At 64.2% G+C, this 26364-nt stretch carries 23 protein-coding genes; 7 read left to right on the top strand and 16 right to left on the bottom strand.

The window, feature by feature from the left end; genetic code table 11:
• The first annotated feature begins 85 nt into the window (after positions 1 to 85).
• The 4 genes from AFK63_RS06575 to AFK63_RS06560 are packed head-to-tail and all read left to right on the top strand — an operon-like array spanning position 86 to position 4506.
• Positions 86 to 1330, top strand: coding sequence for an alpha/beta hydrolase family protein (locus tag AFK63_RS06575; protein WP_007704378.1), 1245 nt, complete (start codon positions 86 to 88; stop codon positions 1328 to 1330).
• 55 nt (positions 1331 to 1385) lie between these two features.
• Positions 1386 to 2255 carry an aldo/keto reductase gene (locus AFK63_RS06570; protein WP_007704388.1) on the top strand — a complete coding sequence of 290 codons (870 nt, stop codon included), beginning with the start codon at positions 1386 to 1388 and terminating at the stop codon, positions 2253 to 2255.
• The gene (locus AFK63_RS06565) at positions 2239 to 3567 is read left to right on the top strand and encodes an alpha/beta hydrolase (RefSeq protein WP_033944414.1); all 1329 of its coding nucleotides are present in this window, start codon (positions 2239 to 2241) and stop codon (positions 3565 to 3567) included. Before AFK63_RS06570 ends, AFK63_RS06565 begins: the two co-directional genes overlap by 17 nt.
• A 9-nt stretch (positions 3568 to 3576) precedes the next feature.
• Positions 3577 to 4506: an NADP-dependent oxidoreductase gene (locus tag AFK63_RS06560; protein ID WP_032805122.1), complete on the top strand. Its 930-nt coding sequence runs from the start codon at positions 3577 to 3579 to the stop codon at positions 4504 to 4506.
• A 107-nt stretch (positions 4507 to 4613) separates the two neighbouring features.
• On the opposite strand, the gene AFK63_RS06555 is transcribed toward AFK63_RS06560, so the two are convergent.
• From AFK63_RS06555 to AFK63_RS06515, 9 genes are all read right to left on the bottom strand, one after another.
• Complete coding sequence (locus AFK63_RS06555) at positions 4614 to 5633, bottom strand: metal-dependent hydrolase (RefSeq protein ID WP_071603668.1); 1020 nt, start codon at positions 5631 to 5633, stop codon at positions 4614 to 4616.
• 55 nt (positions 5634 to 5688) lie between these two features.
• Positions 5689 to 6603 carry an SDR family NAD(P)-dependent oxidoreductase gene (locus AFK63_RS06550; protein WP_032805798.1) on the bottom strand — a complete coding sequence of 305 codons (915 nt, stop codon included), beginning with the start codon at positions 6601 to 6603 and terminating at the stop codon, positions 5689 to 5691.
• A gap of 79 nt (positions 6604 to 6682) precedes the next feature.
• Positions 6683 to 7705 (bottom strand): lipid A deacylase LpxR family protein, encoded by a 1023-nt coding sequence (locus tag AFK63_RS06545; protein WP_050555886.1) that lies wholly within the window; start codon positions 7703 to 7705, stop codon positions 6683 to 6685.
• A 199-nt stretch (positions 7706 to 7904) separates the two neighbouring features.
• Positions 7905 to 8864 (bottom strand): MBL fold metallo-hydrolase, encoded by a 960-nt coding sequence (locus AFK63_RS06540; RefSeq protein WP_032805126.1) that lies wholly within the window; start codon positions 8862 to 8864, stop codon positions 7905 to 7907.
• Positions 8865 to 9029: 165 nt separating this feature from the next.
• Positions 9030 to 9866 carry a MipA/OmpV family protein gene (locus AFK63_RS06535; protein WP_233209862.1) on the bottom strand — a complete coding sequence of 279 codons (837 nt, stop codon included), beginning with the start codon at positions 9864 to 9866 and terminating at the stop codon, positions 9030 to 9032.
• A 257-nt stretch (positions 9867 to 10123) separates the two neighbouring features.
• Positions 10124 to 13213 (bottom strand): efflux RND transporter permease subunit, encoded by a 3090-nt coding sequence (locus AFK63_RS06530; RefSeq protein WP_038862367.1) that lies wholly within the window; start codon positions 13211 to 13213, stop codon positions 10124 to 10126.
• Positions 13210 to 14343, bottom strand: coding sequence for an efflux RND transporter periplasmic adaptor subunit (locus AFK63_RS06525; protein ID WP_007704425.1), 1134 nt, complete (start codon positions 14341 to 14343; stop codon positions 13210 to 13212). The genes AFK63_RS06530 and AFK63_RS06525 overlap by 4 nt, the downstream gene beginning before the upstream one ends.
• The gene (locus AFK63_RS06520; protein WP_197042341.1) at positions 14340 to 16073 is read right to left on the bottom strand and encodes a TolC family protein; all 1734 of its coding nucleotides are present in this window, start codon (positions 16071 to 16073) and stop codon (positions 14340 to 14342) included. The genes AFK63_RS06525 and AFK63_RS06520 overlap by 4 nt, the downstream gene beginning before the upstream one ends.
• Positions 16073 to 16663 (bottom strand): TetR/AcrR family transcriptional regulator, encoded by a 591-nt coding sequence (locus tag AFK63_RS06515; RefSeq protein WP_032805134.1) that lies wholly within the window; start codon positions 16661 to 16663, stop codon positions 16073 to 16075. The genes AFK63_RS06520 and AFK63_RS06515 overlap by 1 nt, the downstream gene beginning before the upstream one ends.
• Before the next feature lie 261 nt (positions 16664 to 16924).
• Between AFK63_RS06515 and AFK63_RS06510 the strand changes: the two genes are divergently transcribed.
• Positions 16925 to 18850, top strand: coding sequence for an esterase/lipase family protein (locus tag AFK63_RS06510; RefSeq protein WP_038858332.1), 1926 nt, complete (start codon positions 16925 to 16927; stop codon positions 18848 to 18850).
• Positions 18851 to 18980: 130 nt separating this feature from the next.
• On the opposite strand, the gene AFK63_RS06505 is transcribed toward AFK63_RS06510, so the two are convergent.
• The gene (locus AFK63_RS06505) at positions 18981 to 19487 is read right to left on the bottom strand and encodes a TetR/AcrR family transcriptional regulator (RefSeq protein ID WP_236612740.1); all 507 of its coding nucleotides are present in this window, start codon (positions 19485 to 19487) and stop codon (positions 18981 to 18983) included.
• A gap of 226 nt (positions 19488 to 19713) precedes the next feature.
• Here AFK63_RS06505 and AFK63_RS06500 point away from each other — a divergent pair, with 226 nt between their 5' ends.
• Positions 19714 to 20016, top strand: coding sequence for a 4Fe-4S dicluster domain-containing protein (locus AFK63_RS06500; protein WP_032805136.1), 303 nt, complete (start codon positions 19714 to 19716; stop codon positions 20014 to 20016).
• Positions 20017 to 20217: 201 nt separating this feature from the next.
• On the opposite strand, the gene AFK63_RS06495 is transcribed toward AFK63_RS06500, so the two are convergent.
• Positions 20218 to 21084 (bottom strand): alpha/beta hydrolase family protein, encoded by an 867-nt coding sequence (locus AFK63_RS06495; RefSeq protein ID WP_201764739.1) that lies wholly within the window; start codon positions 21082 to 21084, stop codon positions 20218 to 20220.
• 84 nt (positions 21085 to 21168) lie between these two features.
• Between AFK63_RS06495 and AFK63_RS06490 the strand changes: the two genes are divergently transcribed.
• Positions 21169 to 21753: a TetR/AcrR family transcriptional regulator gene (locus AFK63_RS06490; protein ID WP_038862371.1), complete on the top strand. Its 585-nt coding sequence runs from the start codon at positions 21169 to 21171 to the stop codon at positions 21751 to 21753.
• Positions 21754 to 21816: 63 nt separating this feature from the next.
• Here the strand turns inward: AFK63_RS06490 and AFK63_RS06485 are convergent, their stop codons facing one another.
• From AFK63_RS06485 to parA, 5 genes are all read right to left on the bottom strand, one after another.
• Complete coding sequence (locus AFK63_RS06485) at positions 21817 to 23796, bottom strand: relaxase/mobilization nuclease domain-containing protein (protein ID WP_038858330.1); 1980 nt, start codon at positions 23794 to 23796, stop codon at positions 21817 to 21819.
• Between the two features lie 448 nt (positions 23797 to 24244).
• Entirely contained in the window at positions 24245 to 24832 is a 588-nt protein-coding gene (locus AFK63_RS06475; protein ID WP_038858326.1) for a S26 family signal peptidase, read from the bottom strand.
• Positions 24829 to 25386: a DUF2840 domain-containing protein gene (locus AFK63_RS06470; protein ID WP_038858323.1), complete on the bottom strand. Its 558-nt coding sequence runs from the start codon at positions 25384 to 25386 to the stop codon at positions 24829 to 24831. Before AFK63_RS06470 ends, AFK63_RS06475 begins: the two co-directional genes overlap by 4 nt.
• Positions 25383 to 25646: a hypothetical protein gene (locus AFK63_RS06465; protein ID WP_038858321.1), complete on the bottom strand. Its 264-nt coding sequence runs from the start codon at positions 25644 to 25646 to the stop codon at positions 25383 to 25385. The genes AFK63_RS06470 and AFK63_RS06465 overlap by 4 nt, the downstream gene beginning before the upstream one ends.
• On the bottom strand, positions 25643 to 26281 hold the full coding sequence (parA, locus tag AFK63_RS06460; protein ID WP_003092312.1) for a ParA family partition ATPase: 639 nt from the start codon (positions 26279 to 26281) through the stop codon (positions 25643 to 25645). The genes AFK63_RS06465 and parA overlap by 4 nt, the downstream gene beginning before the upstream one ends.
• Positions 26282 to 26364: the final 83 nt, after the last annotated feature.

Here is a 26364-nt window from a genome sequence, read left to right as displayed (position 1 = left end):
GTCCTCTACCTCCAACGGAGAGAGCGATCCGGCCGAATCCAAGGCGAGATCAATTTGTCAACATTAAGGATGAGGTACACACATCATGATCGATCAGAAAGATAAATTTGACACTAAACAAGTACACGGCGCAAAGGCCAGCGCGGCGACTTCAGCACAGGTCGGAAAGCATTGGGCAGACCCTGGTTTTTTCAATGACAACGTACTGCTTGACGCACTGATCAAGCACATCCTGAGCCTGATGCCCTACGGCATGACCGATTTCGGCGAGGTCATGGACGTGGTGCACCAGCTCAAGGGCAGCGACGAAGAGGCTTGGGTCAGTGCCTGGGCCGCGCTGGCAGGCCGGCTGCAGGACAGGGCCGAAGCGGCTGACCAAAAAGGCAAGCGCGTCACCGCCGCCAGCGCCTTTCTTCGGGCCTCCACCTACTGGCGCTGCGCGCTCCTGTATTTCAGCGACTTCGAGGACAAGCGCATGAAGGAGTACGCGGTCGCCAGCGCCTCGTGCTACGAGCGCTACATCAAGCTGTCGGGCTACCCCGGCGAGCGCATCGAAATCCCCTACGAGGGCGACTTCCTTCCCGGCTACTTCTACCGGTCGCCCCATGCGGGCGCAAAGGCACCACTGCTCATCGTCACGCCTGGCCGGGATACCTGGGCCGAAGACACCCGCTGGGTGTGCGAAGGCGCGCTGCAACGGGGTATCCACTGCCTGACCTACGATGGTCCGGGCCAGGGATTCGCGCTGCGACTGAACAATCTCACCTTCCGCCCGGATTGGGAAAAGGTCGTCAGCCCGCTGATCGACTTCGCGCTGGAAAAATTCCCGGAAATCGACGCCTCCAACATCGCGCTGATGGGACTGAGCTTCGGCGGCTATCTGGCGCCGCGCGTGGCCGCGTTCGACAAGCGCATCAAGCTCTGCATCACCGATCCCGGCAACATCAGTTGGGGCCGCCAGATCATCGCGCAACTGGAGCGCTTCGCTGACCACCCGCTGGACCAGATTCCGGAGCAGATGCGCAACTTGGTGCGTGACTACGCCTGGAAGCACGGCGTGCCGAACACGATCAAGGATGTGGTGCAGGCCCTCCAGCCCTACGACAACTCGGCCGTTCTGGACAAGGTGACCTGCGAGACGCTCGTGCTGGACGGCACCGGCGAGGTCTTCCATGGAGCCAAGCCGTTCTACGACGCCTTGCAAGGTCCCAAGGAATACCTGTTGTTCGACGAGACCTCGACGGCGCAGTCGCACTGCCAGATCGGCGGTTATGCGACGGCCACCGAATACATCTTCGACCGGATCGCCGAACGGTTGGGTTGCGCGTGATCCGCGCGTCCCGCTCGACCTGACAACCTCACGCAACTCCCATCAGGAACACGAAATGAATTCTTCGCTTCCCAGTACCAATGAGTTCCGCCTTGGCGGAGAGCTGCCCATCAACCGGCTGGGCTTTGGCGCCATGCGCCTGCCTTGCAACGGCTTCCGTGGTCCGGCGCGAGACCCGGAAACCGGGCGTGCCGTGCTGCGCCGCGCAGTCGAACTCGGCGTCAACCACATCGATACGGCCGAGTTCTACCAGAGCACCGATGGTTCGGTACGCGCCAATGCGCTCATCCGTGAGGCGTTGTATCCCTATCGGTCCAACCTGGTGATCGCGACCAAGGTCGGGGTCGTGTTCAACCCGGATGGCAGCCATCGACCGGCCACCGGTGCCGACATGCGCAGGCTCGTCGAAGAGAACCTGTCGAGTCTTGGCCTGGACCGTCTCGATCTGGTGTACCTGCGCATCGGCGAGATGACGGTGCCTCACGGCGAGTCGCTGGCCGAACGCTTCGAGGCGCTGGCCGCACTGCGTGCAGAAGGCCTGATTCGGCATCTGGGCATCAGCAACGTCGATATCGGGCACTTCAACGAGGCCCGCGCCATCGCCCCGATCGCGGCCGTGCAGAACAACTTCCATATCGCCAAGCGCGAGGACCTGAGCCTGCTGAAGGCCTGCGAAGAAGCCGGCATCGCGTTCTGCCCGTTCTTCCCGCTCGGTGGGGGCATGGGGGAGATCGACGACGGGCGGCTGGCCCGGGTCGCCGGAAGGCATGGTGCCACGCCGTCCCAGATCGCGCTGGCCTGGTTGTTGGCATCCTCCCCGGTGATGCTGGCGATCCCCGGCACGGGCTCCGTCGAGCACCTTCAGGAGAACGTCGCCGCCGGTGGCATTTCCCTCACCGAGGAAGACCATGCCGAACTGGCATGAATTCGGCGTCCGCTCGGTCATCTCGCGCTTAGCGCGAGGTGCCGCGCTGCTCGCCGTGGTTCTCGGAGCAGTCAGCCTGTCGTCCGGGTGCGCAACGGTGGATTTCAGCGAGTCTCCGGTCGGCTCGGTGAGCTTTGAAAAGTATCGACGCGACACGATCGCTCAAATCCAGGCCGGCCGCAGTTTCCAGCTTGCCGACCGGGATGCCGAGTTGGCGTGGAATGCCCCACAGGAGTGGCGGCCCGCTGAATCCGAGGCGGGAGCGCGTCCGCGAAAAGGGATTCTGTTCGTGCATGGCCTCGGCGATTCGCCCTGGTCCTTCCACGACGTGGGGCCGCCATTGGCGAGCCAAGGATTACTGGTGCGAACGGTGCTCCTCCCCGGCCACGGCACGCGGCCCGACGACTTGCTGACGACAACGGCGGAGCAATGGCGCCAAGTGGTCTGGGAACAGGCCATGGCGCTGCAGCGCGACGTCGATGGCGAGGTGTACCTAGGAGGGTTCTCCACGGGAGCGAACCTGGTCCTTGACTACGCGTATTCGCATCCCGAGATCGCAGGACTGGTGCTGTTCTCGCCCGGCTTCAAGAGCATGCCCTTCGATTGGCTTGCGCCGCTGGCGGCCCGTGTCCGGCCCTGGCTCATCAAGCCTGACGGGACGATTCCGATGCAGAACGCCGTCAAGTACTTCAACGTCCCGTCCAACGGGTTCGCACAGTTCTATCGGACCAGCGCCAACGCACGCCGGCTGCTGCGCGACCGGGCCTATGAGAAGCCGGTCTTCATGGTCGTTGCCGAGCACGATTCCGTGCTGGATACCGACTATCTGTTCGATGTCTTCCAGCAGCGCTTCACGCACCCGGACAGCCGCTTGGTCTGGTACGGAGGCGAGCCGGACGGACTGACGGATCGCCGGCGCGTTCTGGTCCGGCAGGACCGGCTGCCCGAATGGCGCATCAGCCAGTTCTCGCACATGAGCGTCACGTTCTCTCCCGCTAACACTGTTTATGGGGACGGCGGCAGCCTGCGCCTGTGCCTGAACGGCTTGCGTGAAGGCGACACGCAGGCCTGCGAAAAGGGGGAGCCCGTCTGGTACTCGGACTGGGGCTATCGAGAGGAAGGGAAGATCCACGCACGGCTCACCTTCAACCCGTATTTCGAGTGGCAGACCTCGGTGATGCTGGCGATGCTTGACACCGCAACCACATCCGTCATCTCGCAGGACGTCACGTTGAAGACCTCCACGAGCGAACGCTCCCGGCCAGCATCGCCCCCTCGATCCATTGACATTCCAAAAGCAGCCGAAAGGTAAAGAGACACCATGAAAAGAGTGCAGTTCAGCAGCTACGGCGGCCCCGAGACGATGGCATTCGCCGAATATACACTTCCCCCACTCGAAGCCCGACGGGTGCGCGTGCGCGTGAAAGCCGCTGCGATCAATCCGCTGGATTGGAAGCTGCGGCGCGGTGTCATGAAGTTCGTCACCGGACGGAAGTTTCCCCAGGGTATGGGTTCGGACTTCGCTGGGGTAGTGGAAGAAGTCGGCACCGATGTCACCGACTTCCGTGTGGGCGACGAAGTTTTCGGCACGGTCGAGATTAAGAGGCAAGGTGCGTTTGCCGAGGTCGTCGATGCCGACGCCAAGCTCATTGTCCGCAAGCCCGCCTCGCTCACGTTCAGCGAAGCCGCGTGCCTCCCCATCCCGGCGGCAACCGCCTGGGCGGCCGTCGTCGGCGTCGCGCGCGTGGGCCACGGTTCGAGAATCTTCATCCACGGCTGCAGCGGCGCCGTAGGCAGCAGCGCGGTCCAACTCGCGCAGGCGCATGGCGCGCAGGTGTGCGGCGCGTGCGGCGATGCTTCGATCGCTGCAGCGAGGGCTGCTGGCGTCAATCCGGTGTTTCCTTACTCGGAGAAGGCCTCGTTTGCATCCGACGGCCTCTACGACGCGGTGTTCGACACGCTCGGTACGCTGGCCGTCGCTGATGGACTGGCGATGCTCAAGCCCAAGGGCCGCTTCATCGACATCAATCCGACTCCGGCCAGGATGCTGCGCGGCCTCATCTCCGGGCGCTACCGGATGACGTTCTCGACAGGCGGTTTCAAGAATCTGGAGGAAATCGCCAAGTTAGCCGGCGACGGAAAGCTGCGTTCTTCCATTGGTCTGGAAGCGCCGTTTGCCGATGCGCTGTCAATGATCAAGGACACGGAAGTCGGCCGGCGCCCGCCAGGCCGAATCGTGTTGATCATGTAAGCGTACCTGGAGTGAAAGCCAATTTTCTGATTTTGCCGAATCTATAGATCGCGCTTGAGGCTATCCGCATTTAATTTCTGAGGGTGAGAACGCCAAAGTGTGCGGAGTCAATTCTCCGGGCACTTTTTATCACACGAATCGACCAACCTCTCAGGGTCGCTCTGCTTCGTCAGTTCCAGTGGAAACGCTGCTTTAACCGAGAAAACCCCCGTATCCGGGCGCGTTCCGAACCGCGCATCCCCAACAGTGACGTTGGTGTTCTCACCATTTCCTTTGATCATCGCGAAGGGGAACCGAGACCAGTACAGGAAATCGGCCATCTGCTTGCTCTGCCCAGCCACCAGAGCAATCGCCGACTGGTCCATGTGAGAGGAAACAAGTTCCTGGTCCAGCGATACATGAGGGTTGGGAAGCCAGCGAAAATCACCAAAGCCATACTGACGCTCTGTCTGCACGACGATCCTCCGCCTGAACGGGTCGGCAAATACCGGATTCGCCAGAACCTGCTGCGGTTGACCCAGACCAGACTCCTTGAACTCGCGGGCTACACGTTCTTCCACAACTCGCCCACTCGCGACCATTGCGCCGCTATAGAGTGTGGTTACCAGAAGGGCCACTATCGCCGGGCTGGATGTCCGACCTGCGCCCGAGCGCTCGCGGCGCCGTGATAGCCAGATTCCTATGCCAAGGGCGAGCCAGATCCATGGATCGGCGATGAAAAGCGCATCGCCATAAAACCAACGCTCCGAGAACGGCATCAGAAGCCGGATGCCCCAGCTATTCATCCAGTCCAGCAAGGGGTGCGAAAGCGCGCCGATATAGCTGAGCAACAAGAGCTGCCCCGGCTGAACGGCGGGGCGCGCGCCTGGTCGTGAACCTCTACGGGTTTGCCATCTGTCGAACCACAGCAGCACGAGCGTTAGAACCGCTGGCAGCACGAGCAACCCGATCGGGCCATGTGTCCAGCCACGCCTGCACGAGAGAGCCTCGCCGAAAGCGATACACAAGACATCCACGTCGGACAGATTCGCGCCGATCATCAATGCCGGCATCGCGAGCGCCGTTCGCCGCTTGAGCCCGGCCTGCCCCAAAGCGGCGCCGACCAAAGTGTGAGTCAGGTTGTCCACTACAAGAAGCTCGCGGTTTGGTTGTCTATTGGGCGAATCGGTTCTCTCAAGAAACTCATGGAGACGACTCCTCCACGCCCACCATTACGGCACTCTCGCGCCACAAGCGCTCCTGGGCCTCACGGTTGCGAGCCAGCTCCGAGGGATCGGGAAAGGTGGGATTTCCCTTGACGAGGGAGATGTAAATGCGCCCCTCCGGCAGGGAAAGCGTTCCGAGCGCCACGTCGGCCAGCATCCGACCCGAGTGCTCGGGCGCATTCATCACGAACTCGGGGCGGAAGATACCGACCAGAGGGAAGATCGTGCGCATCACGATGCTAAGGAGCGCCTTCTGCAACGCAGACGCCTCGCGGCCGGCAGCGCCACCCGTTAGGCCCGGGTTGAAGGCGATGACCTCGATCTGGCGCGCCACCACCGTGTCATGCCGGGCCAGGGACAGTGCCGTCATGAGGTTGCACAATTTCGACGCCGTGTAGGAGCGTATGCCGTCACCCGAACCGCCTTTCGGCGGATACGCCCACTCCTGAAGGTCGAGCGTCTTGGGACCGATCGCTTTGATGGGCGGGTTGTGCATGTTGCTCGACGTGATCACCACTCGACCCCGCTCAGCGATATGCGGCAGCAGCAGACGCGCCAGCAGATAGTGAGCAAGGTGATTCACGGCGAACGTGAGGCCATAACCCTCGGCGCTACGCTGATCGGCGGGTGTGCCATGCAGGCCTGCATTGAGGACAAGGATGTCAATACGTTCATCCCCAAGCTGCCGTATCACGGCGCCGGCAAAGTCGCGGACGCTGGCCAGAGAGGCAAGATCAAGCGGCAAGACATCAACGCCTTTCGGCACGGCGCGATTTTCTCCACGAGCGCCTATGATGACCCTTGTGTCAGGGGAAGCGGCCAGATCCTGCAGCGTGAATTGGCCAAACCCACTTGTGGCTCCGGTCATCACGACGACGTACTTCGAGTTCATCGGTCTCACCTCGTTTCTCCTTGAGTCAGGCCACCTGCGCGACGGTCTAGTCGCTGTATCGAGAACGCGATTTCTTCCATCAGAACCGCCTGCCAATGGTGAAGCTCCCAAAGGCCGGTCGCTCGCGCTGTCCATCGAACTCGCGGGTCCGGTGGTAGCGCGCGAAGGCGAAACGCCAGTGGCCATGGGTAAATGCGATACCGAAGCCGATGTCTGCAACCAGTGGGCGCTTGTCCACGCTGTGGCTGGAGCGGAAGGTATTTCCGTCGAGCGTGATGTCGCGCAGGACCCAACGCGCATCGGCAGCGACGAAGAAATGGCCGCGCCACCCCTGCGTCGCGCTCGTGCGGATCGGGGATGTGTTCTCGCCGGCCGGCCGCATTGGCGCTGTACCAAAGTCGTCCGGCAGCAAATAGCCGAAACGGAACTCGATCCCGGTGTTGGCGTAAGTGGCGAAGTTGCCCAGGCTGCCGCCCCAATGGGTAATCGCGTCCCACCGCCATGGCCCGGCAGGCTGCTGCAGCGCGAACCGCTTTCGTCGCTCGTGAATGAACTGCACCACAGGTTCGTTTTGCAGTTGGTTGTCCCAGCCATTGAACCTGTCCACGCCAATGACGCCGTGCCACCAGTCCTGAACTTCTCCGGCTTTGGCAGCAGGCCCCACGATGCCTAACCGTAGTTGCGAAGTCCGCAGGTCGTCGCCTTTTCGAGCGTTGTAGCCTACGCTGAACATCAATGCGCCGGCGTAAGGCCGGTCGTCTGCAATCAGTTCGTGCGGCTCGCGGTCGGTGGGCGTGTACATCGTCTGACCGAGCCCAATAGTCATGTTCAACTCATCGAACCCGCCAGGCTGCAAGCCGGAGAACGCGTGGTTCAACCGTCTGGCGATATCGGGCAGGCTCGGGTCATCCGCACGGTGGATTAGATTCGGCGAAACCAGCGTGAGCAGGAAGCCATTGGAGTACCCCTGGTCCTGCCCGAGGCCGCCGAACATGTCGTTGTCGATTCGCAGATTCACCGTGGATTCGGCCGCAATGCCTTTGCGGTCGCAGCGCTCCTCAGCCAGCGCCGAGCCACTCCAGAGCATTGCCCCAATCGCCATCCAGCCTTTCCACGCAGGGGATTCACTCGCTACATGCGGCAAGCGGCCAGAGCGCTTCGCCGCCAAGCGAACGGAACACAGCGTTTCCAGCCCAGGCACTTCTGCCTGGCACATGGCAGGTTCGCATGCGCCGTCGATAAAGCGATGATGGCGTGGCGTTGCAGTGGGTGACGGCGTGGGTCGCCGCTGTAGAGCCGGCTTATTCATTTGGACGTCGCACTTCTGCAGTTTCGCCAACGGCGAGAACCCGCTTTTCTGAAGCAGTCAGCCCCAGTCTTTTCCACTCCGCCGCCAGGCGAACTGGAGGTTCATCGAGCGGTTCGTAGGTCAACTTGAACGTCCCCCAGTGCATGGCGAAAAAGCTCCGCGCACCCAAGTCTAGATAGGCTTGGACAGCTTCCTCTGGATTCATGTGTTGCGCCCGCATGAACCATGCCGGGTCGTAGGCGCCGATCGGTAGAAGCGCCGCGTCAATCGCCGGAAAGCGACGACCGATCTCCCGGAAGCCGTCGAAATATCCCGTATCGCCCGAGTGATAAATGCTGGCGGATGGCCCCTCGACGACGAATCCGCCCCATAGCGTTTCGTTGGCGTCGGTGAGGCCACGACGGCTGTAGTGCTGAGCAGGCACAAAAGACACTTTGGCGGAGCCAAGTTCAGCGGATTCCCACCAATTCAGTTCGCTTGCGGGAATGCCCTTCTTCGCCAGGAACGCCTGCATGCCCAGCCCGGCGATCACCGGCGCACCGACCTGCTGTACGGAGGGAAGATCGAGGTGGTCGTAGTGGTTGTGCGTGATCAGCACGGCATCGATGGGCGGCAGGTTTTCGGGCAGCACGCCGGCCGGAACATTTCGTCCCCCCGGGCCCAGGGCAAGGTCGCCAAAGATCGGATCGATGAGGAACGACTTGCCCTCTAGCTGCACCAGCCAGCTTGCATGTCCAATCCAGGTGAGGCGAGCGCCTTCGCCCGGTCCCGGCGGACTGGCGATCGCTACGAGGTCGGTCTCGACACATGGGACGGGTGCTTTTCTTGGAACACCGCGGCCACGCCCGGCTAGGCTGTCCAGGACCAACATGCGAAATGCCGGCAGCACAGTACCAGGGGCCGCGCTGCCGTCGAGATTCCTGAAACGTCTGGAGCCATTGCGAGTTGCCATAGCTACCCCTCCCACAAAAAGAAGATCGAGATGAACGCAGTTGGCAGTGGCTGGCCAGATAACGCGCTCCAGCACACATTCCCAATGCCCTGCGTCCCGCTCATTTCGAGTCGAATCCGAAACACAGCAAAAGCCCAGCAACGGGCCATGCCATGAATCGCCTTCTCAGAACCGATACAGGTAGCCGAGTCCCACGCCGTACTGCGTGCTCTTTTCGACCAGCGGGCTGTTGCGGATCGAACTGCCCATGTGCTTGGCGCCCATATCGAGGAACACCGTGTGCTTGGGCACAGGCTGCCAGTCAACGCGCAGTCCGATTTCGGTATTGACCGAGGAACTGCCGCTGTAGGCCGGGCGCCAGCTTTGCGCTTCGTCCGACCTCACGCCGTAGTAGTAATCCACGTACTTGCTGTCCACCCACTCGGCCGCGAGCCGCGGTGTCAAACCGATCGGGCCTGCGGTGAAACGCCGATCGATCTGCAGCGTCGCCCGCGTTCCCTTGCTGTTGCTCATGGCATCGGTCAGCACTTCGGCAGACAGGTTGGCAATGCCGCTGCGCCAGATGGCGGCACCGCCGACCCAGAAGCTGGAATCCCGGTCGCGCATACCCGCGAAGTACGGCGAGTCGCCAGAATCGAACTCATCCATGGCATACCGGCCACGCAGCCTGAAAGACACCGGCCCCAACGACGGGAGCTTGACGTCCAGGCCAGGGCCGGCCACCTGAATCCACTTATTCTCATAGGTGATCATCGGCAAGCCACGCACGCGGTTATCGAAGTCCCGGTAAACGCGGTACTGCATGCCACCGGCGACGCCGATCCCCCATGTCGATTCACTGCGCTCGGCTTCGGCCATGGCCTGGCCTCTCGCGGACCTCTTCGTATCGTCGGTCTGAGCAACGGCGGCGGGAGTGGAGAAAATGCCGGCGACCAGAATCGGCAGCGCCGCATAAGACGGCTGGCGTCGCAGCCGGGCTGCGCAATGAAGGCGTGATGACATGATTGATCCCTTTCAAGGAGAACGTGAAGAATGCCTCTCCCCATGCAGGGGATCGGCTGCTGGCGGACCGCGCCATCGAACTGCGCCGATAGGCTCGCGGACCGTCGGCAGACGGCCGCACTTCACCGTCTGCCTGACTTCCATCTCGTTTTGACGACCCGACGTCGTCTCGCACCAGTCCGGCCACACGCTGCTCGCCATGAAGGGAGGCGACGGACGCGCTGCGGGAGTGCCGCATCGTGGCGAAGGCTGCTGTGTCATCGTTCAAGCGCCCCCTCGCCGGCGGTGGCGCGCTCGGTGTGTCGAAAGAATCCGAGCGATGCCAGCCATTTCTCGAACTTGTCCACGTACAGGAACACGGCAGGCACGACGAGCAAGCTCAATGCGGTCGATGTGATCAGGCCGCCGATCACCGCCATGGCCATGGGCCGGCGGAAGCTCGAATCCGCGCCAAGCCCCAGCGCGATGGGCAACATGCCGGCGATCATCGCGATGGTGGTCATCACGATGGGGCGCGCTCGCTTGTGGCACGCGTCCAGCAAGGCATCGTGAACAGACAAGCCGCGATCGCGCATGCCGATGACCGCGTACTCGACGAGCAGAATGGAGTTCTTAGTGACGATCCCCATCAGCATGACCAGCCCGATCATTGAAGGCACGCTCAACTGGCTGCGCGTGACCAGCAGCGCGAGAAACGCGCCGCCGATGGACAGCGGTATGGCCGAGAGAATGGTGATCGGCTGAAGAAAGTCCCTAAACAGCAGCACCAGCACGCAGTAGATGCACAGGACACCAACCACGAGCGCCATACCGAAGCCCGCGCCGAGTTCGGCAACGATCTCTGCATCGCCGGCCTCGACCACCTTCACGCTGGATGGCAGGGACTTAATCGAAGGCAGGTTGGCGGCTGCTGCTTGCGCCGTTCCAAGTGCGGTGCCCCCCAGGTCAGCCGAAATGGTGACGTTGCGAAGGCGGTCGTGGCGGTCGATCTGCGCAGGACCACTCTCCACGGACAGACTGGCAACGCTGGCAAGCGGCACCGGCCCGTCGCGGCCCGGTACGCGCATGTTGCCGATCGTGTCAATGTCCTGCCGTGCTGCATCGGGAATGCGCGCACGGATATAGACCTGCCGGTTGTCCAGGTTCAGGCGCGCGACCTGCGAATCGAAATCGCCGCTCGTCGCCACCCGTACCACGTCGCCGATCGCTGCGGTCGTCACGCCACGCTCGGCCGCGCGTTCCGGGTCGGGGCGGATGATGATCTCGGGACGTTCCAGGCTTGCGGTGGAGGCGATGCCCGTGAGGCCCTTGACGTCGCGCAGTTCGGATTCCACTGCCTCTGCGCTCGCCTTGAGCACCTCGGCATTGTCGCTGGCGAGGATGATCGAAAGTTTCTCCCCCGGCCCTCCACCACCAACAGCGAAGCGCGCGCCTGCAACGTTGAGCAGGCGCTCTCGCACAGCTTTCTCAATGACCTGCTGCGATGGCCGATCGCCATGCGGCCCCATCGTGAGCGTGAGCGACGCCCGCCGAACCTCGCCAGCACGCGTGCCTCCTGGCCCGGCACTCTGCGCAGTGCCCACCGTGGCGAAGACGTGGGCGATGCCATCCACATCGCTGACGGCCTTGCGCGCAGACTCGGCAACCGCCAATGTGTCCGCCATCGAACTGGCCGGCGGCAACTCGATGCTCACGGTCGTCGTGCCACTGTCGGAGGCCGGGATGAAGCCCGTCTCGATGAAGGGTACAAGGGCGAGCGAAGCGGCCAGAAAGATGACCGCGCCGCCCAAGGTGGTCTTGCGGTGCTTCAGGCACCAGCGCGCCGTTGCCATGTACCAGCGCATGACCCGGCCATCTTCTTTCTCGGGAATCGGCTCGGGCTTGAGCAGGTAGGCTGCCATCATTGGCGTGAGCAAGCGCGCGACGAGCAGCGACGCGAGCACGGCGATCACGGCGGTCCAGCCGAACTGCTTGAAGACCAAGCCGCCAATGCCGCTCATCATGGCGGTCGGCAGGAAGACGACCACCAAGCTCATGGTGGTCGCCATGACGGCCAGGGCGATCTCGGTCACGGCATCCTCTGCTGCCTTCCGGATCGATTTGCCCATGTGCCGGTGGCGCTCGATGTTCTCGATCTCGACGATGGCGTCATCGACCAGGATGCCCACGACCACCGCAAGCGCCAGCAGCGTGACGGTGTTGAGCGTGAAGCCCAGCCAGGCCATGGCCGCGAACGCGGGCAGGATGGACAGCGGTAGCGCGGTCGAGGCGATCAGTGTCGCGCGCCAGTCGCGCAGGAAGAGCCAGACGACGATCATCGCCAGGATGGCGCCTTCGTACAGCATCGCCATCGAACCTTCGTACTGCTCCAGCGTCTGGCCGACCGACCCAGAAATCTCCGTCAGGCTGAGCGCCGGATCGGCCTGCTGGAGGCCGGCCAGGGCCTCGCGAACGCCCTCGGCCAGCCGCACTTCGTCAAAGCCCCTGGCGCGATACACGCTGAAGCCGACCACGTGCTTGCCATCGAGCAAGGCCGCGTGCGTGGGATCAGCCTGACCATCGATTATGGTCGCGATCTGGTCCAGCCTGAAGCTCGTGCCGTTCGACAGCGAGATCCGCAGGCCCGCAAGCTCCGATGCTTGGCGAACCGTGGCGATCGTGCGAACCGACTGCTCCTCGCCGCCGAGCTGTCCGCGGCCACCCGAGGACTGCTGCTGTACCTGGCGCAACGCTCGGGAGACATCCGCCGCGGTGATGCCAAGGGCAGACATGCGCAGCGGATCGACCTCGATCCGAACCTCGCGTTCGATGCCGCCAAGCCGCTCGAACCGGCCAACACCGGACACGCCGAGCACGGTCTTGGCGACTGTATCGTCCACGAACCAGGAAAGCTGCTCCTCGCTGAGACGGGAGGAAGCGATGGCATAGGTGAGCACCGGAGCACCGACGCTGTTGGACGCGCTGACCGTCGGTTGCAGCAGATCAGGCGGGAGGTCGGAGCGAATGCCGTCCACCGCGTTCTTGGTCTCGATCAGCGCGTCCGACAGATTCTTTTCCAGTACGAATTGCACCTGGATCGACACCAAGCCATCCGTGACTGATGTGGTCAGATGGTTCAGCCCGCTCAAGGTCGCGAGCGCGTCCTCGACCTTGCGTGCGACCTCCGTTTCGAGTTGAGCGGGGGCCGCCCCCGGCTGCGACAACGCTACCGTAACCATCGGCAGATCGAGGTCGGGCAAGTCCTGCGTGGGCAGCTTCTGGAATCCCCACAATCCGGCGAGCGCCAGCAGCGCGAACAGCAGGATCGAGGGTATGGGATTGCGAATGGACCAGGTGGCGAAGTTCATGGCTTGGCCGCTCCTGCCGGACGGCCTTGGGAGATGCGCACCAGATCACGGTCCTTGAGGAACCCTGCGCCCTGGACGACGACGTGTTCATCTTTGCCAAGCCCGTCGGTGATCTCGACCTCCCGGCCATTGCGCCGGCCGACAGTGACGCTTCGCAGCGACACCCGGGGCGTTGCGCTGGCGTCGGCCAACGCGAGCACATGGCTGCGCCCATCGCGAATGACGACGCTCTCGGCGGGCACGACCAGCGCCGCGCCGCTCCCCAGCCCAAGGCTGCCGCTGGCGTACATGCCAGCCCGGGCCGAGCTACCTGGTCGGAGGTCGGCATAGACGATGGCCAGGCGCGAGGCGCTGTCCAGCACGGGCGAAGTCTGTCGAACGGTCGCCGTCGCGGTGTTGCCGTCGGGAAGTTCAAGCGTGACTTCCTGGCCGATCTTGACTTGGGCCAGTTGTCCCGCCGTCAGCTCGCCACGCCATTCCAGGCGCCCCTGGCGAATCATCCGGAACAATTCCTGGCCCACCGGGACGACGGTGCCAAGGGTCGCCGTTCTGGCGCTGATGACACCATCATCGGGCGCCCTGACGTCGGTGTAGCGCAGCCGTAGCGCATTGGCCGCGAGCAAGGCATCGGCGGTCTTGGATTGGGTCACGAGCTGCAGCACGTCCTGATCGCTCATGGCGCTGCTACGCTGCAACGCCAGACCGCGCTGGCGGTTGGCGGCCGCTTGATCGGCATTCGCCTTCAGTTGCGCGTGTTCCGCCTCCAACAGCGCGCGATCGAAACGGGCGATCACCTGGCCCTTTTTCACAACGTCCCCGACGTTGACGCGAACGTCGATGAGTTGGTAGCCGCCGATCTGCGAGCCGATGCTGGCTTCTTCCCATGCGGCAATCGCGCCGGTGGCTTTGATTTGCAGCGGCCAAGACACCTCGCGTGGCGCGGCGCTTGTCACGGTGAGCGCTGGCGTGGCGGCGGGAGTAACTTCGGCCGGGCTCCGATCGCGCTGCACGAAGACGAGCGCCAGCGCCGCCGCAACGACGGCGATGGCCCCGATGGCATACGCGACCCGGTTCCTGCGCAGGTGACCAGGAGTGGGCGAATTGCGGGGGTGCTCTTGTTCTGGGCTCATCTGCGAATACTTTCGTTGCGGGCGATAGGGGTATCGGTCGTCTTTCGGGTCACCGGCGGCTCCGGTGCCGCCGCCGACAGCGGCGGATTCCCTGCGGCGCGCACGAGGGAAACCCAGGATCGAGCGCGATCGGAAGCAGCCGAAATGGCGCTCTCTTGCGCGCTGTTGAACTGCCGTCGCGAGCCTTCCAGCTCGAACAGGCTGATGGCGCCGGCGCGATATCGGGCTTCGTTGGCTTGCAAAGCAATGCGAGCTGCATCGGTAGCCTGTCGGGACGTGCCCACGCGCTGCTGCGCCGACGACAGCGCAGCCAGAGCGTCCTCGACATCACGGGTCGCTGTACGCAGGGTGTCTGCCAAGGTCGCCAGGGCCGCGCGATACCGCGCTTCGGCGACATCGACGTTGGCCGCCCCCAGCCCCGCATCGAAGATGGGCACGGACACCGCGGCGCCGGCGGACCAGGTATCGAAATTGACCGTGGACCCCAGTGCGCGAATCCACTGGCCCGTCAGGAGCGCAGACAGATCAACACGCGGCAGACGCTCGGCACGGGCAACACCGATCTCGGCATATGTGGCGGCGAGTTCCCGCTCGGCTGACCGGACCGCAGGATGCTGGAGAAGAACGGTTGCCGGCAGATCCAGTCGGGATGACGGCGCGATGGGTACGATGGCCGCGGGATCATCGAGATGTTCGACTGCAACGGATGCCGACGAATCACTACTGGGCGGCACGGAGGGAGATGACATCGCGAGGCGCCGAGCCTCGCCGTGCTGGAGGTGGACAATGGCCTGAAGGTCCAGGCGCGACGAGGGCGCGAGGGAGGCGGTGGCCGCGGGACCAGCCGGGCGGCTGATGGCTGCGGCTTGCGACGAGTCACCGCTGGGCGATACAAGCGGCGGCTGCATCGCAAGCTGCCGTACCGTCGCGGCCTCCCGGCCGCTAAGCGCGACAAGCGCGTCCACCAGGGTCGTGCAGGCCTCTTCCTGGCTGAAGCGATTGGTTCTCGCGGCGGCAAGATTGCTCAGTGCGCTGGCTTCTTCCACGGGCGCGACATTGCCAACCGCGAGGCGCTGACGGATCAGCGAAAGCTCGGTTTCACGCGAGGCGATGTCCTGGCCGCGAATCGCGAGGGAATAGTTGCAGGCGCGCAGGGCCACGACGCCGTCGGCGATCTGCGCGGCCAGGGACAGCCGGGCGTCATCGGCGTCCGCGTTGCGCGCGTCGAGCCGGCTGCGGGCCGCGTCTTCCGTCGCACGGGCACGGCCCCAAAGATCAAGCTCCCAAGCAAGGCTGCCGCCCAAAGAACCCGTAGTGGCGTTGATTGTCTCGGCGCCGCCCGTCTGGCCCTGCGACTTGCCGCGCGACAGCGATCCGTTGCCACCAAGCTGGGGAGCGCGCCGGGCACGGCTCGCTCCCAGCCCCGCACGCGCTTCATCGACACGTGCGGCTGCTTGTGCAAGCGTGGGGTTGTCGATCAACGCCGAGGCGACGAGGGTGTCGATGGCGGGATCGCCCAGATGCGTCCACCAGTCCTCGCGCAACTCGGCGCCACCGACTGGCGTACCTGCCTTGGCGTTCGCCCAAGCCGTCGGCACATCGACGTGTGGCGTCGCATAAGGCGGCTGCGTCGCGCAACCACCGACGCAAAGCGCTGCGGCCATCACGCACGCCCCAAGCCGCGGTCCAGGGTGACCTTGGCGATGCGTCAGATCGTGCAGCGTCGCCATCACAGCTCGCGCACCAGTGAGAACGCTCTTGCCATGATCGGCCGCAGATTTGCCTGCCCACCGTCGGCGTACCATTCATCCAGGGCGGCCGTCCATGCTGACGTCGCCGCGCCCACGATGATGCGCGCCTCCAGCAGGCTCAGGCCCCGTTCGCCGTATCGCTCCACCAGCACGGCGGCAAGCACCACTTCTCGCTCCATCCGCTTCTCGCACTCCTTCGCGAGCAAGGGCGGTGCTTCCTTCAGGAGGCGCACCAGAGCAAAAGCCATGTCGGGATTGGCGTCATAGAGTTTGAGCACCGTCCCCAGCGTTTCGCAGACCGCATCCAAGGGGCGCTCCTCGGCGGGCCTGCCCCTCAACTCGTCGGCCAACTGAACGGTCTTTTCTTCATGCCAGGCAAAGACCAGATCCTCTTTGGTCTTGAAGTAGCGAAAGAAGGTGCGCCGCGCGATGCCCAGAGGGTCGACGATCTGCTCGATGGTGGTGTGGGTGAAGCCTTGCTTCAGAAACAGCGCGAGCCCGAGGTTGGACAACTCCCTGCGGGTGCTCTCCTTGTGTCTTTCGCGAAGGCCAGGGTTTTTCTGTGTCATGGGTGCATTCTGCCTTAACTGGCACTTGGTGCCAATACTGCATTATGCGCCAATTGGCACTTTGTGTCACAATGACTGAAGTTTTGGCTGAACCGCCCCTGTCGGCGTTTCATTGGCTTCAGGGGAGAGAAGCGCTATGGAAGACGTATCCCGAGCCACGGTTGAGCCGTGCGAACCCGGTCGCGCGCAGGCCACCAACGCCGACCCTCTCGGCTGCCGAGCCGCGCGCTCCGACCTTTCCGATATGCAGGAGGCGGCTTCATGAGTCGCCTCCGGCCCCCGTTTCACATACTGCTGTGGGTACTGCTCGTCGCGCTGCTGCCAGGCTGCGCGGTGGTGTCCGTTTCATCCATCTCACCCAAGGAGTACCTGGCTGAGCGACGTGGCGACGTGCTCACCACGGGCCGGCTGAGCACGGCCGCGCAGGAGGTGCTGCGCGTGGTCGGCATCGACGACTGCCGTGAACGCCAGGAGGCCTGCCGACAGACCCTGGCGCAGGCGAGCGGCATCACCGAGGAGCAGCGCCAGTCCGCGCTGTCCGAACTGTGGCTGGAAGCGGCACTCGCGGCCGACCAGGCGCCTGCCAGCTCGACCCGGCAAGCCCCGGCGCTGGACGCGTGGCTTGAAGCAGCGCGGCACGCCTGGGCCTACCTGTTTTTCACCGAGCGGCGCCCCGGAGAACGCGCGTTCGAGGACCGCCAGACCCAAGTGCGCGACTACTACAACTACGCCGTCGAGCAGACCGTGACACGCCTGTTCAACGCCCGCTGGCGCGAGCGGGTTGCCGCCACCCGCAACACCGGGGCTTCTGTCCTCCATCTTGGACAGTGGCGTCTAAGCAGCCACGTCGAGGGGTTTGCACGCACGCAGGGTGCGGCGCTGCCAGAGGCGCTGGTGACCGCTTCCTCGCTGCGCTTCTCCGGCCTGCGCAACACCTATCGGCGCGACGGCTTCGGCGCCCCGCTGGTGGCGGTCCTCCCGCCGCTACCAACCAGTCCCCCGGTGCCTTATACCGAGATGCGGTATCCCGCGATCACTGCGCTGATCACCTTCGAGGGCCGGAACCTGCAAGAGGTGCTGGGCACCCGCCGCGTGGATATTCGCCTCTACGATCCTTACCGCGCGAAGCAGATCGACACGGCCGGGGTACAGGCTCCGCTCGCGGCCAACTTCACTGCCGGTTATGGCCTTTGGCTCGCGCGCTCCGGCTTCGCCACACAAGCGCTGCGTACCCTGTTCGGCATGAGCGACGGCATCGTGCGGCCGCAAATCCAGTTGATGCAGCCCTATGACCCGGAACGGGGGATCGTCGTCATGCTGCACGGACTGGCGAGCAGCCCGGAAGCATGGGTCAATGTGGCCAACGAGGTGCTGGGCGACGAGACGCTGCGCCAGCACTATCAGATCTGGCAGGTCTATTACCCAACGAATGCCCCCCTGGCCCTGAACCGGCACGCCATCGAGCAGGCGCTGACACAGACACTGGCCCACTTCGACCCCCAGGGCACGGCCCGCGCCTCACGCGACATGGTGCTGGTCGGCCATAGCATGGGTGGCGTGTTGTCGCGGCTGTTGGTGTCCGATGCAGGCCAGGCAATGTGGCCGTTGTTACCGTCGGGAGCGAAAACGCGCATGGCATCGGACCCGGAACTCCAGCGCGATCTGACCGCATATGTGGAGTTTCAGCCGATGCCGCAGGTCACACGCGCCGTTTTTATTGCCGCACCGCACCGCGGCACGCCCTTCGCCGAGAACCGGCTGGCACGCCACGCCGCCAATCTCGTCACCTTGCCTCTGGCCATGTTGGAGCAGGCGGGCGATCTGACGAGACGGCTGGCCCGGCTTTCTCCCCAGGGTCAGGGCAGCGAACCGCTGCATATCCCGAACAGCATCGACAACCTGAGCGACCGCGATCCATTCGTGCGTGCGGCTGCGCAATTGCAGATCAGCCCGAGGGTGCGCTACCACTCGATCATTGGCCGCGAACGTCCCGAGGACATACTGGCGCAGTCCAGCGACGGCGTGGTGCCCTATGCCAGTGCGCACCTGGAGGGCGCGTTATCCGAGAGGGTCATCACGTCATGGCACAGCGTGCAGGAAACGGCAGAGGCGATATTGGAGATACGCCGCATCCTGCTGGAGCATCTCCTGTCGGCCGCAGCCGATCTCCGCTGCGAGGGCTGTTGACAGGAAATGCAAAGGCCTTCGGCACGACACGAAACAGCCGGCGTGGAAAGCGCCGCCTTCGGAGCACATGCATGCTCCAAGGCAGTGCTCCACGGTCAATGACAATACGGCGCGTCGCCCAGGATGATGATCACAGCTCGTGAACCAATGCGAACGCGCTTGCCATGATGGGCCGCAGGTCTGCCTGCCCGCCGTCGGCATACCACTCATCCAGCGCTGCCATCCACGCTGACGTGACCGCACCAACGATGATGCGCGCTTTGAGGGGGATCAGACCCTGCTTGCCTTCTCGCTCCACCAATGCAGCAGCAAGCGCCAGTTCCCGGTCCATCCGCTTTTCGCATTCCTTGGCGAGCAAGGCCGGTGTCTCTTTCAGAAGGCGTACCAGAGCGAAGGCAAGCTCTGGATTCGCGTCGTAGCGCTTGAGGGTCGTCGCCATGGTTGCGCAAACCGCGTCCAAGGGGCGCTCCTTGGCGGGCCTGCTCTTCAACACCTCGACCAACTCCACAGTCTTCTCTGCGTGCCACGCGAAGACCAGTTCCTCCTTGGTCTTGAAGTACCGAAAGAAGGTACGCCGCGCGATGCCCAGGGGTTCGACGATCTGCTCGATGGTGGTATTGGCGAAGCCTTGTTTCAAGAACAGTTCCAGTCCGAAGTTGGACAAGTCCGTTCGAGTGCTTTGTTTGTGCCTTTCACGAAGGCTGGGGTGCTTCTCTGTCATTCAAATCGCTCTGATTTATGGCATTTAGTGCCATTAGAGCACAATGCACCAACTGGCACTCGGTGCCACAATGAAGTAAAATTGGTCTTAGCACCGCTCTTCAAAGCACCGCTGGGTAAACCATAACCCAGAGAAAGGACCTATGGAAAAAACACCGAAAGCCGCGGCTGAGCCGTGTAAGCATCCGCCTGGCAAGTTTGTGCCGGTCATCGATCGCAACCGCTGCGAGGGAAAAGGCGACTGCATCAGCGCCTGTCCGAAAGACGTGTTCGTGCTCGGTGTCCTTCCCAAGTCCGATCGAGACGGCCTCTCCTGGATTGGCAAGGTGAAGGGCTTTGCCCACGGTTGGAAGCAGGCCTTCATGCCGAATGCCAGTGCATGTGAGGCATGTGGCCTATGCGTCACTGCCTGCCCAGAGCGTGCAATCAAACTTGAGCGAGCTTGAACTGCTGTAACGTGCTTTGCTCCTATATTTCTTATCGCAAGCGCCTTAGCAAAAAGGTCCGCTAATTTTTCCCTTGCTGATCTAGATGTAGATATGGGCGCCGCTCGAAGAGCGGCAGATGTGCCGCTTAGAGCAGGGCATTGCTGCCGAAAGTGGCGCGAAGTAGTCAGCGAAGCGAGGAGCGTCAGTGTGGCGCTGTGTTCATCTCCGTTCGGCCCTGTGGGACAGACCCGCAAACCATTCCAGCGCGTCTTCCCAGTGCGATGTCGCTGATTGGCGGAAATAGCCCATATGTCCGAGCGCGCCGCCGGATTGGGAAGGATTTAGGTCCTTGCACGTTAATGGTGCATTCCGATAAGCCTCCATGAAGGCATCCCGCGAGGCTGGCATCGCCCACCGGTCGTCAAGCGCATTGGCAGCCACGATCGGCGTGCGCACCTCGGCGTAATTACGTTCGATGCCAGACATGGCAGGGTCGTCAAAAAAATAACGGGGAAAGCGGCACCAGTGCCGCCACTGGCGGTAGACATCAACGGGAAGATCCTCACCCATGCCCAGCATCTTCCAAGGGCAGTACCCCTTCCACCACGTCAGGACTGGAAGAACGAGGTTCCACATCGCCAGTACCCGCAGGCGTTCACCCATCGGCATGTAGCCATGCCAGCCCGCCCCCGTACCAAACACATAAAAGCCTGCCACTTTCTGGTGGTTGGGGAGCAACCCGAAGGCATGGCCGCCAAATGAGTGCCCGACGATGAATAGCGGCACCTGCGGATGGGCCATAGCATCGACCGCTGCTGCCAGATCGAGTCGCCCCCAGTCCAACAAGTCCATGCGGAAGTTCTTCAATGATCCGGGATGCGAGCGGCCGATCCCCCGATAGTCGAAGGTCAGGACTTCAAAGCCCCGGGAGGTGGCGAACTCGGCGAAGCGCTTGTAGAAGCCTTGGGGTACGGCGGTGGCGCCGGCAACGACCAGACATGCATGGGGTGGGATGTCTGGCACATACCGAGTGGCGCCGAGTACGTAGCCATCGGCGGCGGTCAGTTCAATCAGGTTCGAAGTCACGGCCATTTCACGCTATCTATGACGACTGTCATACTTGAATTCGCGAGGCTAGACTATGACGACTGTCTTAGCAAGGTTTTTGCCATGAGTCCTCGTCAAACTGACGGCCGCCAGCGTGTCGTGGCCGTGGCCGCCGAGATGCTGGCCCGGCACGGCTTGAACGCAACCAGCATCCGGGAGATGGCCAAGCGTGCCCAGGCGCCCTTCGGCTCGACCTACCACTACTTTCCGGGCGGCAAGCAGCAGGTGATTTCTGAGGCGGTGTTGCAGGCGGGTGCCCGAGTGCAGCGGCAGTTGGAAGGTCATTTACGCGACGGGCTCCGGCCGGGGTTGCGTGCGTTTTTGGGTTTGTGGCGCGAAATCCTGCTGCGCTCTGATTTTCGCAAGGGTTGCCCGGTCATGGCCGCAGCGGTCGAACAACCGATTGAGGGTGAAGCGGTAGAAGCACTGGAGGCCGCTGCGCTGACGTTTGGCCAGTGGAAGGCGATACTGTCTGCATCACTGCAATCTCACGGACACACGTACGTCGATGCATCCCAACTGGCCACTCTCATCGTCGCCAGTATTGAAGGTGCGATCGTGCTATGCCGCGCGGAGCGCAGCGTCGCGCCTTTCGATCATGTGGCACGACAGTTGGAAATCTTGGTGCACACCAAAGGTTCAGGTTGATATCGTGAAGTATTCGCACCTAGCCCCGACGATCTTGCAACATGCAGAAGATGATGTGCGCTATCAGAGTTCAGGCCCGCGCTGCCGGCTAATCTCCCACAACGCGCCACCGCCGCGCACTGTCGCGGCGATCTGCTGCCCCAGCCGCTGTTCGATCACCGGCCGCCACGGCACCAGGCTGAATTCCTTGCCGTCATCAAGCATCGCGTAGCGCCCGCTGGCGAGCATGACGGAGCGCCGGTAGATGCCGGCCACGCGCTCCCCGTCCGTGACGGAGCGATGCTCCAGGCCGGTGTCGGCGGCAATGTCCTTCGCTGCCTGCGCCAGCTCCCGATTGCGCAACGTTTCCAGCAGATTCTGGGCAAGAATCACCCGCTGCCCGCGCCGCTGGGCCAGCCCCTCTTCTTCGAGGAAGTTGGCGCGCTGCTGCAAGGCTTGCTTGGCATCGCCACCAAAGCCCAGGTCGCCCAGCCCCTTGCCGCCGCCGATCAATTGCTGATCCAGCCAGGTCGCGCCGATTACCCGCGCCTGCCGCTCGATCGACAGATGCGATTTCAGCTCCACAGCCACGCCGCCCAGCCGTTGCGCGTCGTACTGGCGGCCACGCTCCGCCAGATCGTCCGGCACCTTCCATAGTCCGTCCGCCACACGTTCCACAATGCAGGCCCGGCGCAGGGATTCCAGCCGGCGAACGTGGGCCGCGACGACCTCCTGCGGGTCGCGGCCGGGCTTGGCTCGGCCTCGCTCGATCGCCAGGTGATGATCGGGGCGATACAGGCCATCGCTCGCCAGCGCGGCGATGTTCTTGTCGGCCGACCGCATCTCGGCGGCACCGCGTACCTCCACCACGGCTCCGGTCGCGTAGTTCGCCAGCTCGTCGCGGGCATTCAACGCGACGTAGTGGGCCTTGCCATCCACGCCGTCGATGACCAGATAACCGCGGTCGTGCAGCTCGTCGGCCAAGCCCTTGCCGGCCACGCGGCCGATGATGGTGCGGCCATCGTCGCCCGGCTCGAACACCGCCAGATCGCGCGGCTGGCCGCTCATCGCCCGCTGCATGGTGCGGATGATGTCGCCGCGCTCGCCCAGGGCGCGCAAGGTCTTCTCCGCATCCGCATGGATGGCCCAGGTGCCAGGCTGCACTTCGTCGGCCAGGCCCAGGCGCTGCAAGCGTTGCAGGCGGCCGATCAGCAGCAGGCGCTGGCGTTGCAGCCGGGGTTCGTTCAAGCGCTCGATCCGCACTCGGCCATCGTCGCCGACCTCGCGCTGCAATGTGCGGTCGATGCTCGTCCACCGCTCTTGCTCCACTTCGCGCTGCAAAGTCTGCTGGATCTCCAGTTCGGTGCGCGGCCCCAGCCATTCCGTCGCTAGCTCGGCGGCCCGATGGCGGAAGCCGTGGGCGATGTAGTCGCCCGCGATGATGAGGTCTTTGCCCGTGTCGTCGCGCCCGCGCACGATCAGGTGGGTGTGCGGGTTGTCGGTGTTCCAGTGATCGACCGCCACCCAATCCAGCCGCGTGCCCAGGTCGGCTTCCATGCGATCCACCAGATGCCGGGTGTAGGTGCGCAGGTCGTCCAGTTCAGCCCCGTCCTCCGGCGAAACGATGAAGCGGAAATGGTGGCGGTCATTGGAGCAGCGTTCCTTGAAGGCATCGAGGCCGGCGGTGTCGGTCTGCGGCCCGTAGGCTTGGCCCAGTTCGCCGTCGCGGCCCACGCCATCGCGTTCGACGTAGCGCAGGTGCTTGGCGAGCGATTGCGGACTGGCCCGTTGGTGATTGACCAGCAAGGTCTTGATGGTCACGCGCCGCGACATGGGCGTTAGCTTCGCCCCGGCAAAGCGCGCCGCCGTATGGCCGCGCCCCAGGCGCGAGCCAGGCCGCTGGCCGGTGCCGGCCGCCCCAGGACGGCGCACCGCCGACTTGCCGCTGCTGGCTCTGCCGGCCTGCTTGAGCACCTTGGAAACGAAGCTCTGCCCCTGGCCCTTGCCCCGGTTCTTCGGGGCGCTGGGGCGCACCCGGAAATCGTCGTCGCGGCGGTCGGTCATTGCCGTTCTCCCTGCAAGCCCTGGCGAGTCCTGTCGTGCGAAGCACGCGGACATGCCTGCATTGGCGCGACCCTCGCGCCCCACGCGGCACGGCGGCGAAGCCGCTCCGTGCCGCGCCACCCCCATGTGCAGACAAGCTTTCGACGCGGCCCGGTGCCGCGTCCTTTTGTCTTGCCTTCCGCCGTTGCCCCTCGCTGTCGCTCCGGGCGTCGGCGGCCCGGCGGCGCTGCGCTGCTTGCAGCCAGCCCGCCGGCGAACGCGCCAATGGCCGCAGGCCGGGCGCGTTCGAGGCAAGACGCCTGCACGCTGGACGGCTGCGCCGGATGTTGGGCGAGGCGCGGCGCGAATGCGCCCGCGCTGCACGCGCGACGACACGGCGGCAGCCACTGGAACGACATGCCCGATGGCACGATGAGAGGCACGGCAACGTGCAGCGAATCGGCGGCCATCATGGGCGTGTCTCCAGCCAGACCGGGTGCGCGACGCCGATCACGGCGGATGCGCTGACCGGGCCGAAATAGCGGCTGTCGAACGACGCCGGATTGGTCACGCTCAACAGGAACAGTTCGCCCGGTTCGAGGCGGCGGCAAAACGGCAAGGATGGCAGCGGCCGGCCCAGCCGGTCGGCAGGGAGCGCGGCGGCCGCAGGCACGCCGTCGATGCGTGCCTGCCCGGCGACGATGCAAACGTGTTGCGGCGCGACCGCGCCCACACGTTTGAGCAGCGGAACGCGGGTCGGCAGGTAGCCGCGCTGCGCAGCCAGCATGGCGGCCCTGTCGGGCAGCGGCACCAGCACGATGCTGTCCACGGACAGCGGACGTGGCCGCGAGGCGGTGCGCGGGTCGAGCGGTTCGATGCGATACCAACCGACCGCCACGCTGTCGGACGGGTTGTAGGCCATTCGCGGCAGGGGCTGCACGAACGCCGCCCAGGCCAGCCCAGCGAGGCCGACGGTGGCGAAGCCTGCCAGCACGAGGCGAGCGCGCAGGCGCGAGCGAGGATGCGGCACGGGGCCGGTCGTGGAAATCGTGGTCATGGCAATGCCCTCCCGGCCAGCCAGGCGGCGTGCCGTTCTGCGGTGTATGTGGGTAGCGGCGAGCGCGCTGCGAGCCGGTTCGCGAGCGTGCGCCAGTACGCGGGCGATGTGTCTGCGGCTGCGATGCCCAGCGCCTCGATGCCGTCGATGCGTTCCAGCACGGCGCGCACGTTGGCATCGCCTTCGGCGTGCAGCAGCAGACGCGCGCCCGGCTGCACGCCGGGGATGCGCTGCACGGCGTCCAGCGGCGTGGCGGTCTGCATCACCATGAGCTGCCAGCGGATCGTGCCGTAGTCGTTGGCCTGCCAACGGATGCGGCACAGAACCGCGTTCGGCAGGAACACGGCGCAGCGCCGCCAGCGGTCGAGCTGGAGCGTGCGCGCCGGTTCGCCGAAGCGCAGGTAGAGCTTGAAGCGCGGTTCGATGTAGGCCAGCGCCACGCGCGTCAGCGGCACGTTGCCGGCTTGGCCGGCGAGTGTCGAAGGCGCCGGCGGCGGTGCAGCCGTGGGCGCACTTGCTTTGGGGGTGTGGGCGGTCGAAGCGGATGCGTTCACGGCGTGCCCTCCGGGGGAAACTCCCGCTCCAGCAGGCCGCGCAGCAGTTCGGCTACGGTCACGCCTCGCGTGAAGGCCGACACCTTGATGCGCGCCCGCATGGCGGGCGTGATGTCGAGCGTCAGTCGAGCGGTGTAGAGGTCGCCTTTCTGCAAGGCATCTGCGTCGCCCTGGCGAATCCACGCTTCGGCGTGCGGATTCGCTGGGGGACGCGCACCGATGCCGACGCGCTTGCTGCGTGGTGATGGCTTTCCAGTCATGTCGGCCACCGCAGCAGTTCGTCGGTGAGCGCGGCGATCTCGCGGGCAGCGGCGCTGTCGGGCGCGGTTTCGCGGGCGAGCCGGCCAGCGGCTACGCTGTCGGCAAAGACGATGCGCTGGTGGATCTCCGAGCGCAGCGCGGGCAGCGGCTGTTCGGCCAGCGATTGCCGTGCCTCCCTGCCGATGATGGTGGTGCTGACGCGCCGGTTGATGACGAAGGCCGCGCGCAGCGCTGGCCGGAACACCTGTGCTTCGCGGATCAGTGCGACCATCTCGGCAGAAGCCCATACGTCGTAGGGGCTGGGCTGCACGGGGATCAGCACGCGCTCGGCCGCCAGCAGCGCGGAGCGCGCGAGGGCGGCGATGCGCGGCGGGCCGTCGATGATGATGTGATCGGCCCGCCTAGCGAGTTCTGGCGCTTCCTGATGCAGCGTTTCGCGGGCAAGTCCCACGGCGCTGAACAGACGGGGCAGGCCCTGCTGGCTACGCCGCTGCGTCCAGTCGAGCGATGACCCCTGCGGGTCGGCATCCAGCAGGATGACATGCAGGCCGCGCATCGCCAGTTCGCCGGCGATATGCGTGGCGAGCGTGGTCTTGCCGACGCCGCCTTTCTGGTTGAGAAACGCGAAGATCATGGCGCGGCCCTCCGAGCTGGAAAGCCGGCCTGGCCGTGCCGTTTCGTGGTTGTCCACCGAAACGGCGCGCTTCTACTAAAAGT

Source organism: Cronobacter muytjensii ATCC 51329 (assembly GCF_001277195.1).
Lineage (GTDB): Bacteria > Pseudomonadota > Gammaproteobacteria > Enterobacterales > Enterobacteriaceae > Cronobacter > Cronobacter muytjensii.
This window is presented reverse-complemented; position numbering and strand designations above follow the sequence as displayed.

Excerpts from the sequence above, each read along its gene's own strand:
- AFK63_RS06525 (WP_007704425.1), bottom strand. The coding sequence starts at position 14,343 with ATGAGCCCAGAACAAGAGCACCCCCGCAATTCGCCCACTCCTGGTCAC.
- AFK63_RS06540 (WP_032805126.1), bottom strand. The coding sequence starts at position 8,864 with ATGGCAACTCGCAATGGCTCCAGACGTTTCAGGAATCTCGACGGCAGC.
- parA (WP_003092312.1), bottom strand. The coding sequence starts at position 26,281 with ATGATCTTCGCGTTTCTCAACCAGAAAGGCGGCGTCGGCAAGACCACG.
- AFK63_RS06560 (WP_032805122.1), top strand. The coding sequence starts at position 3,577 with ATGAAAAGAGTGCAGTTCAGCAGCTACGGCGGCCCCGAGACGATGGCA.
- AFK63_RS06515 (WP_032805134.1), bottom strand. The coding sequence starts at position 16,663 with ATGACACAGAAAAACCCTGGCCTTCGCGAAAGACACAAGGAGAGCACC.
- AFK63_RS06475 (WP_038858326.1), bottom strand. The coding sequence starts at position 24,832 with ATGACCACGATTTCCACGACCGGCCCCGTGCCGCATCCTCGCTCGCGC.
- AFK63_RS06530 (WP_038862367.1), bottom strand. The coding sequence starts at position 13,213 with ATGAACTTCGCCACCTGGTCCATTCGCAATCCCATACCCTCGATCCTG.
- AFK63_RS06535 (WP_233209862.1), bottom strand. The coding sequence starts at position 9,866 with ATGTCATCACGCCTTCATTGCGCAGCCCGGCTGCGACGCCAGCCGTCT.
- AFK63_RS06510 (WP_038858332.1), top strand. The coding sequence starts at position 16,925 with ATGAGTCGCCTCCGGCCCCCGTTTCACATACTGCTGTGGGTACTGCTC.
- AFK63_RS06575 (WP_007704378.1), top strand. The coding sequence starts at position 86 with ATGATCGATCAGAAAGATAAATTTGACACTAAACAAGTACACGGCGCA.
- AFK63_RS06565 (WP_033944414.1), top strand. The coding sequence starts at position 2,239 with ATGCCGAACTGGCATGAATTCGGCGTCCGCTCGGTCATCTCGCGCTTA.
- AFK63_RS06545 (WP_050555886.1), bottom strand. The coding sequence starts at position 7,705 with ATGGCGATTGGGGCAATGCTCTGGAGTGGCTCGGCGCTGGCTGAGGAG.
- AFK63_RS06465 (WP_038858321.1), bottom strand. The coding sequence starts at position 25,646 with ATGACTGGAAAGCCATCACCACGCAGCAAGCGCGTCGGCATCGGTGCG.
- AFK63_RS06570 (WP_007704388.1), top strand. The coding sequence starts at position 1,386 with ATGAATTCTTCGCTTCCCAGTACCAATGAGTTCCGCCTTGGCGGAGAG.
- AFK63_RS06485 (WP_038858330.1), bottom strand. The coding sequence starts at position 23,796 with ATGACCGACCGCCGCGACGACGATTTCCGGGTGCGCCCCAGCGCCCCG.
- AFK63_RS06550 (WP_032805798.1), bottom strand. The coding sequence starts at position 6,603 with ATGAACTCGAAGTACGTCGTCGTGATGACCGGAGCCACAAGTGGGTTT.
- AFK63_RS06520 (WP_197042341.1), bottom strand. The coding sequence starts at position 16,073 with ATGGCGACGCTGCACGATCTGACGCATCGCCAAGGTCACCCTGGACCG.
- AFK63_RS06490 (WP_038862371.1), top strand. The coding sequence starts at position 21,169 with ATGAGTCCTCGTCAAACTGACGGCCGCCAGCGTGTCGTGGCCGTGGCC.
- AFK63_RS06500 (WP_032805136.1), top strand. The coding sequence starts at position 19,714 with ATGGAAAAAACACCGAAAGCCGCGGCTGAGCCGTGTAAGCATCCGCCT.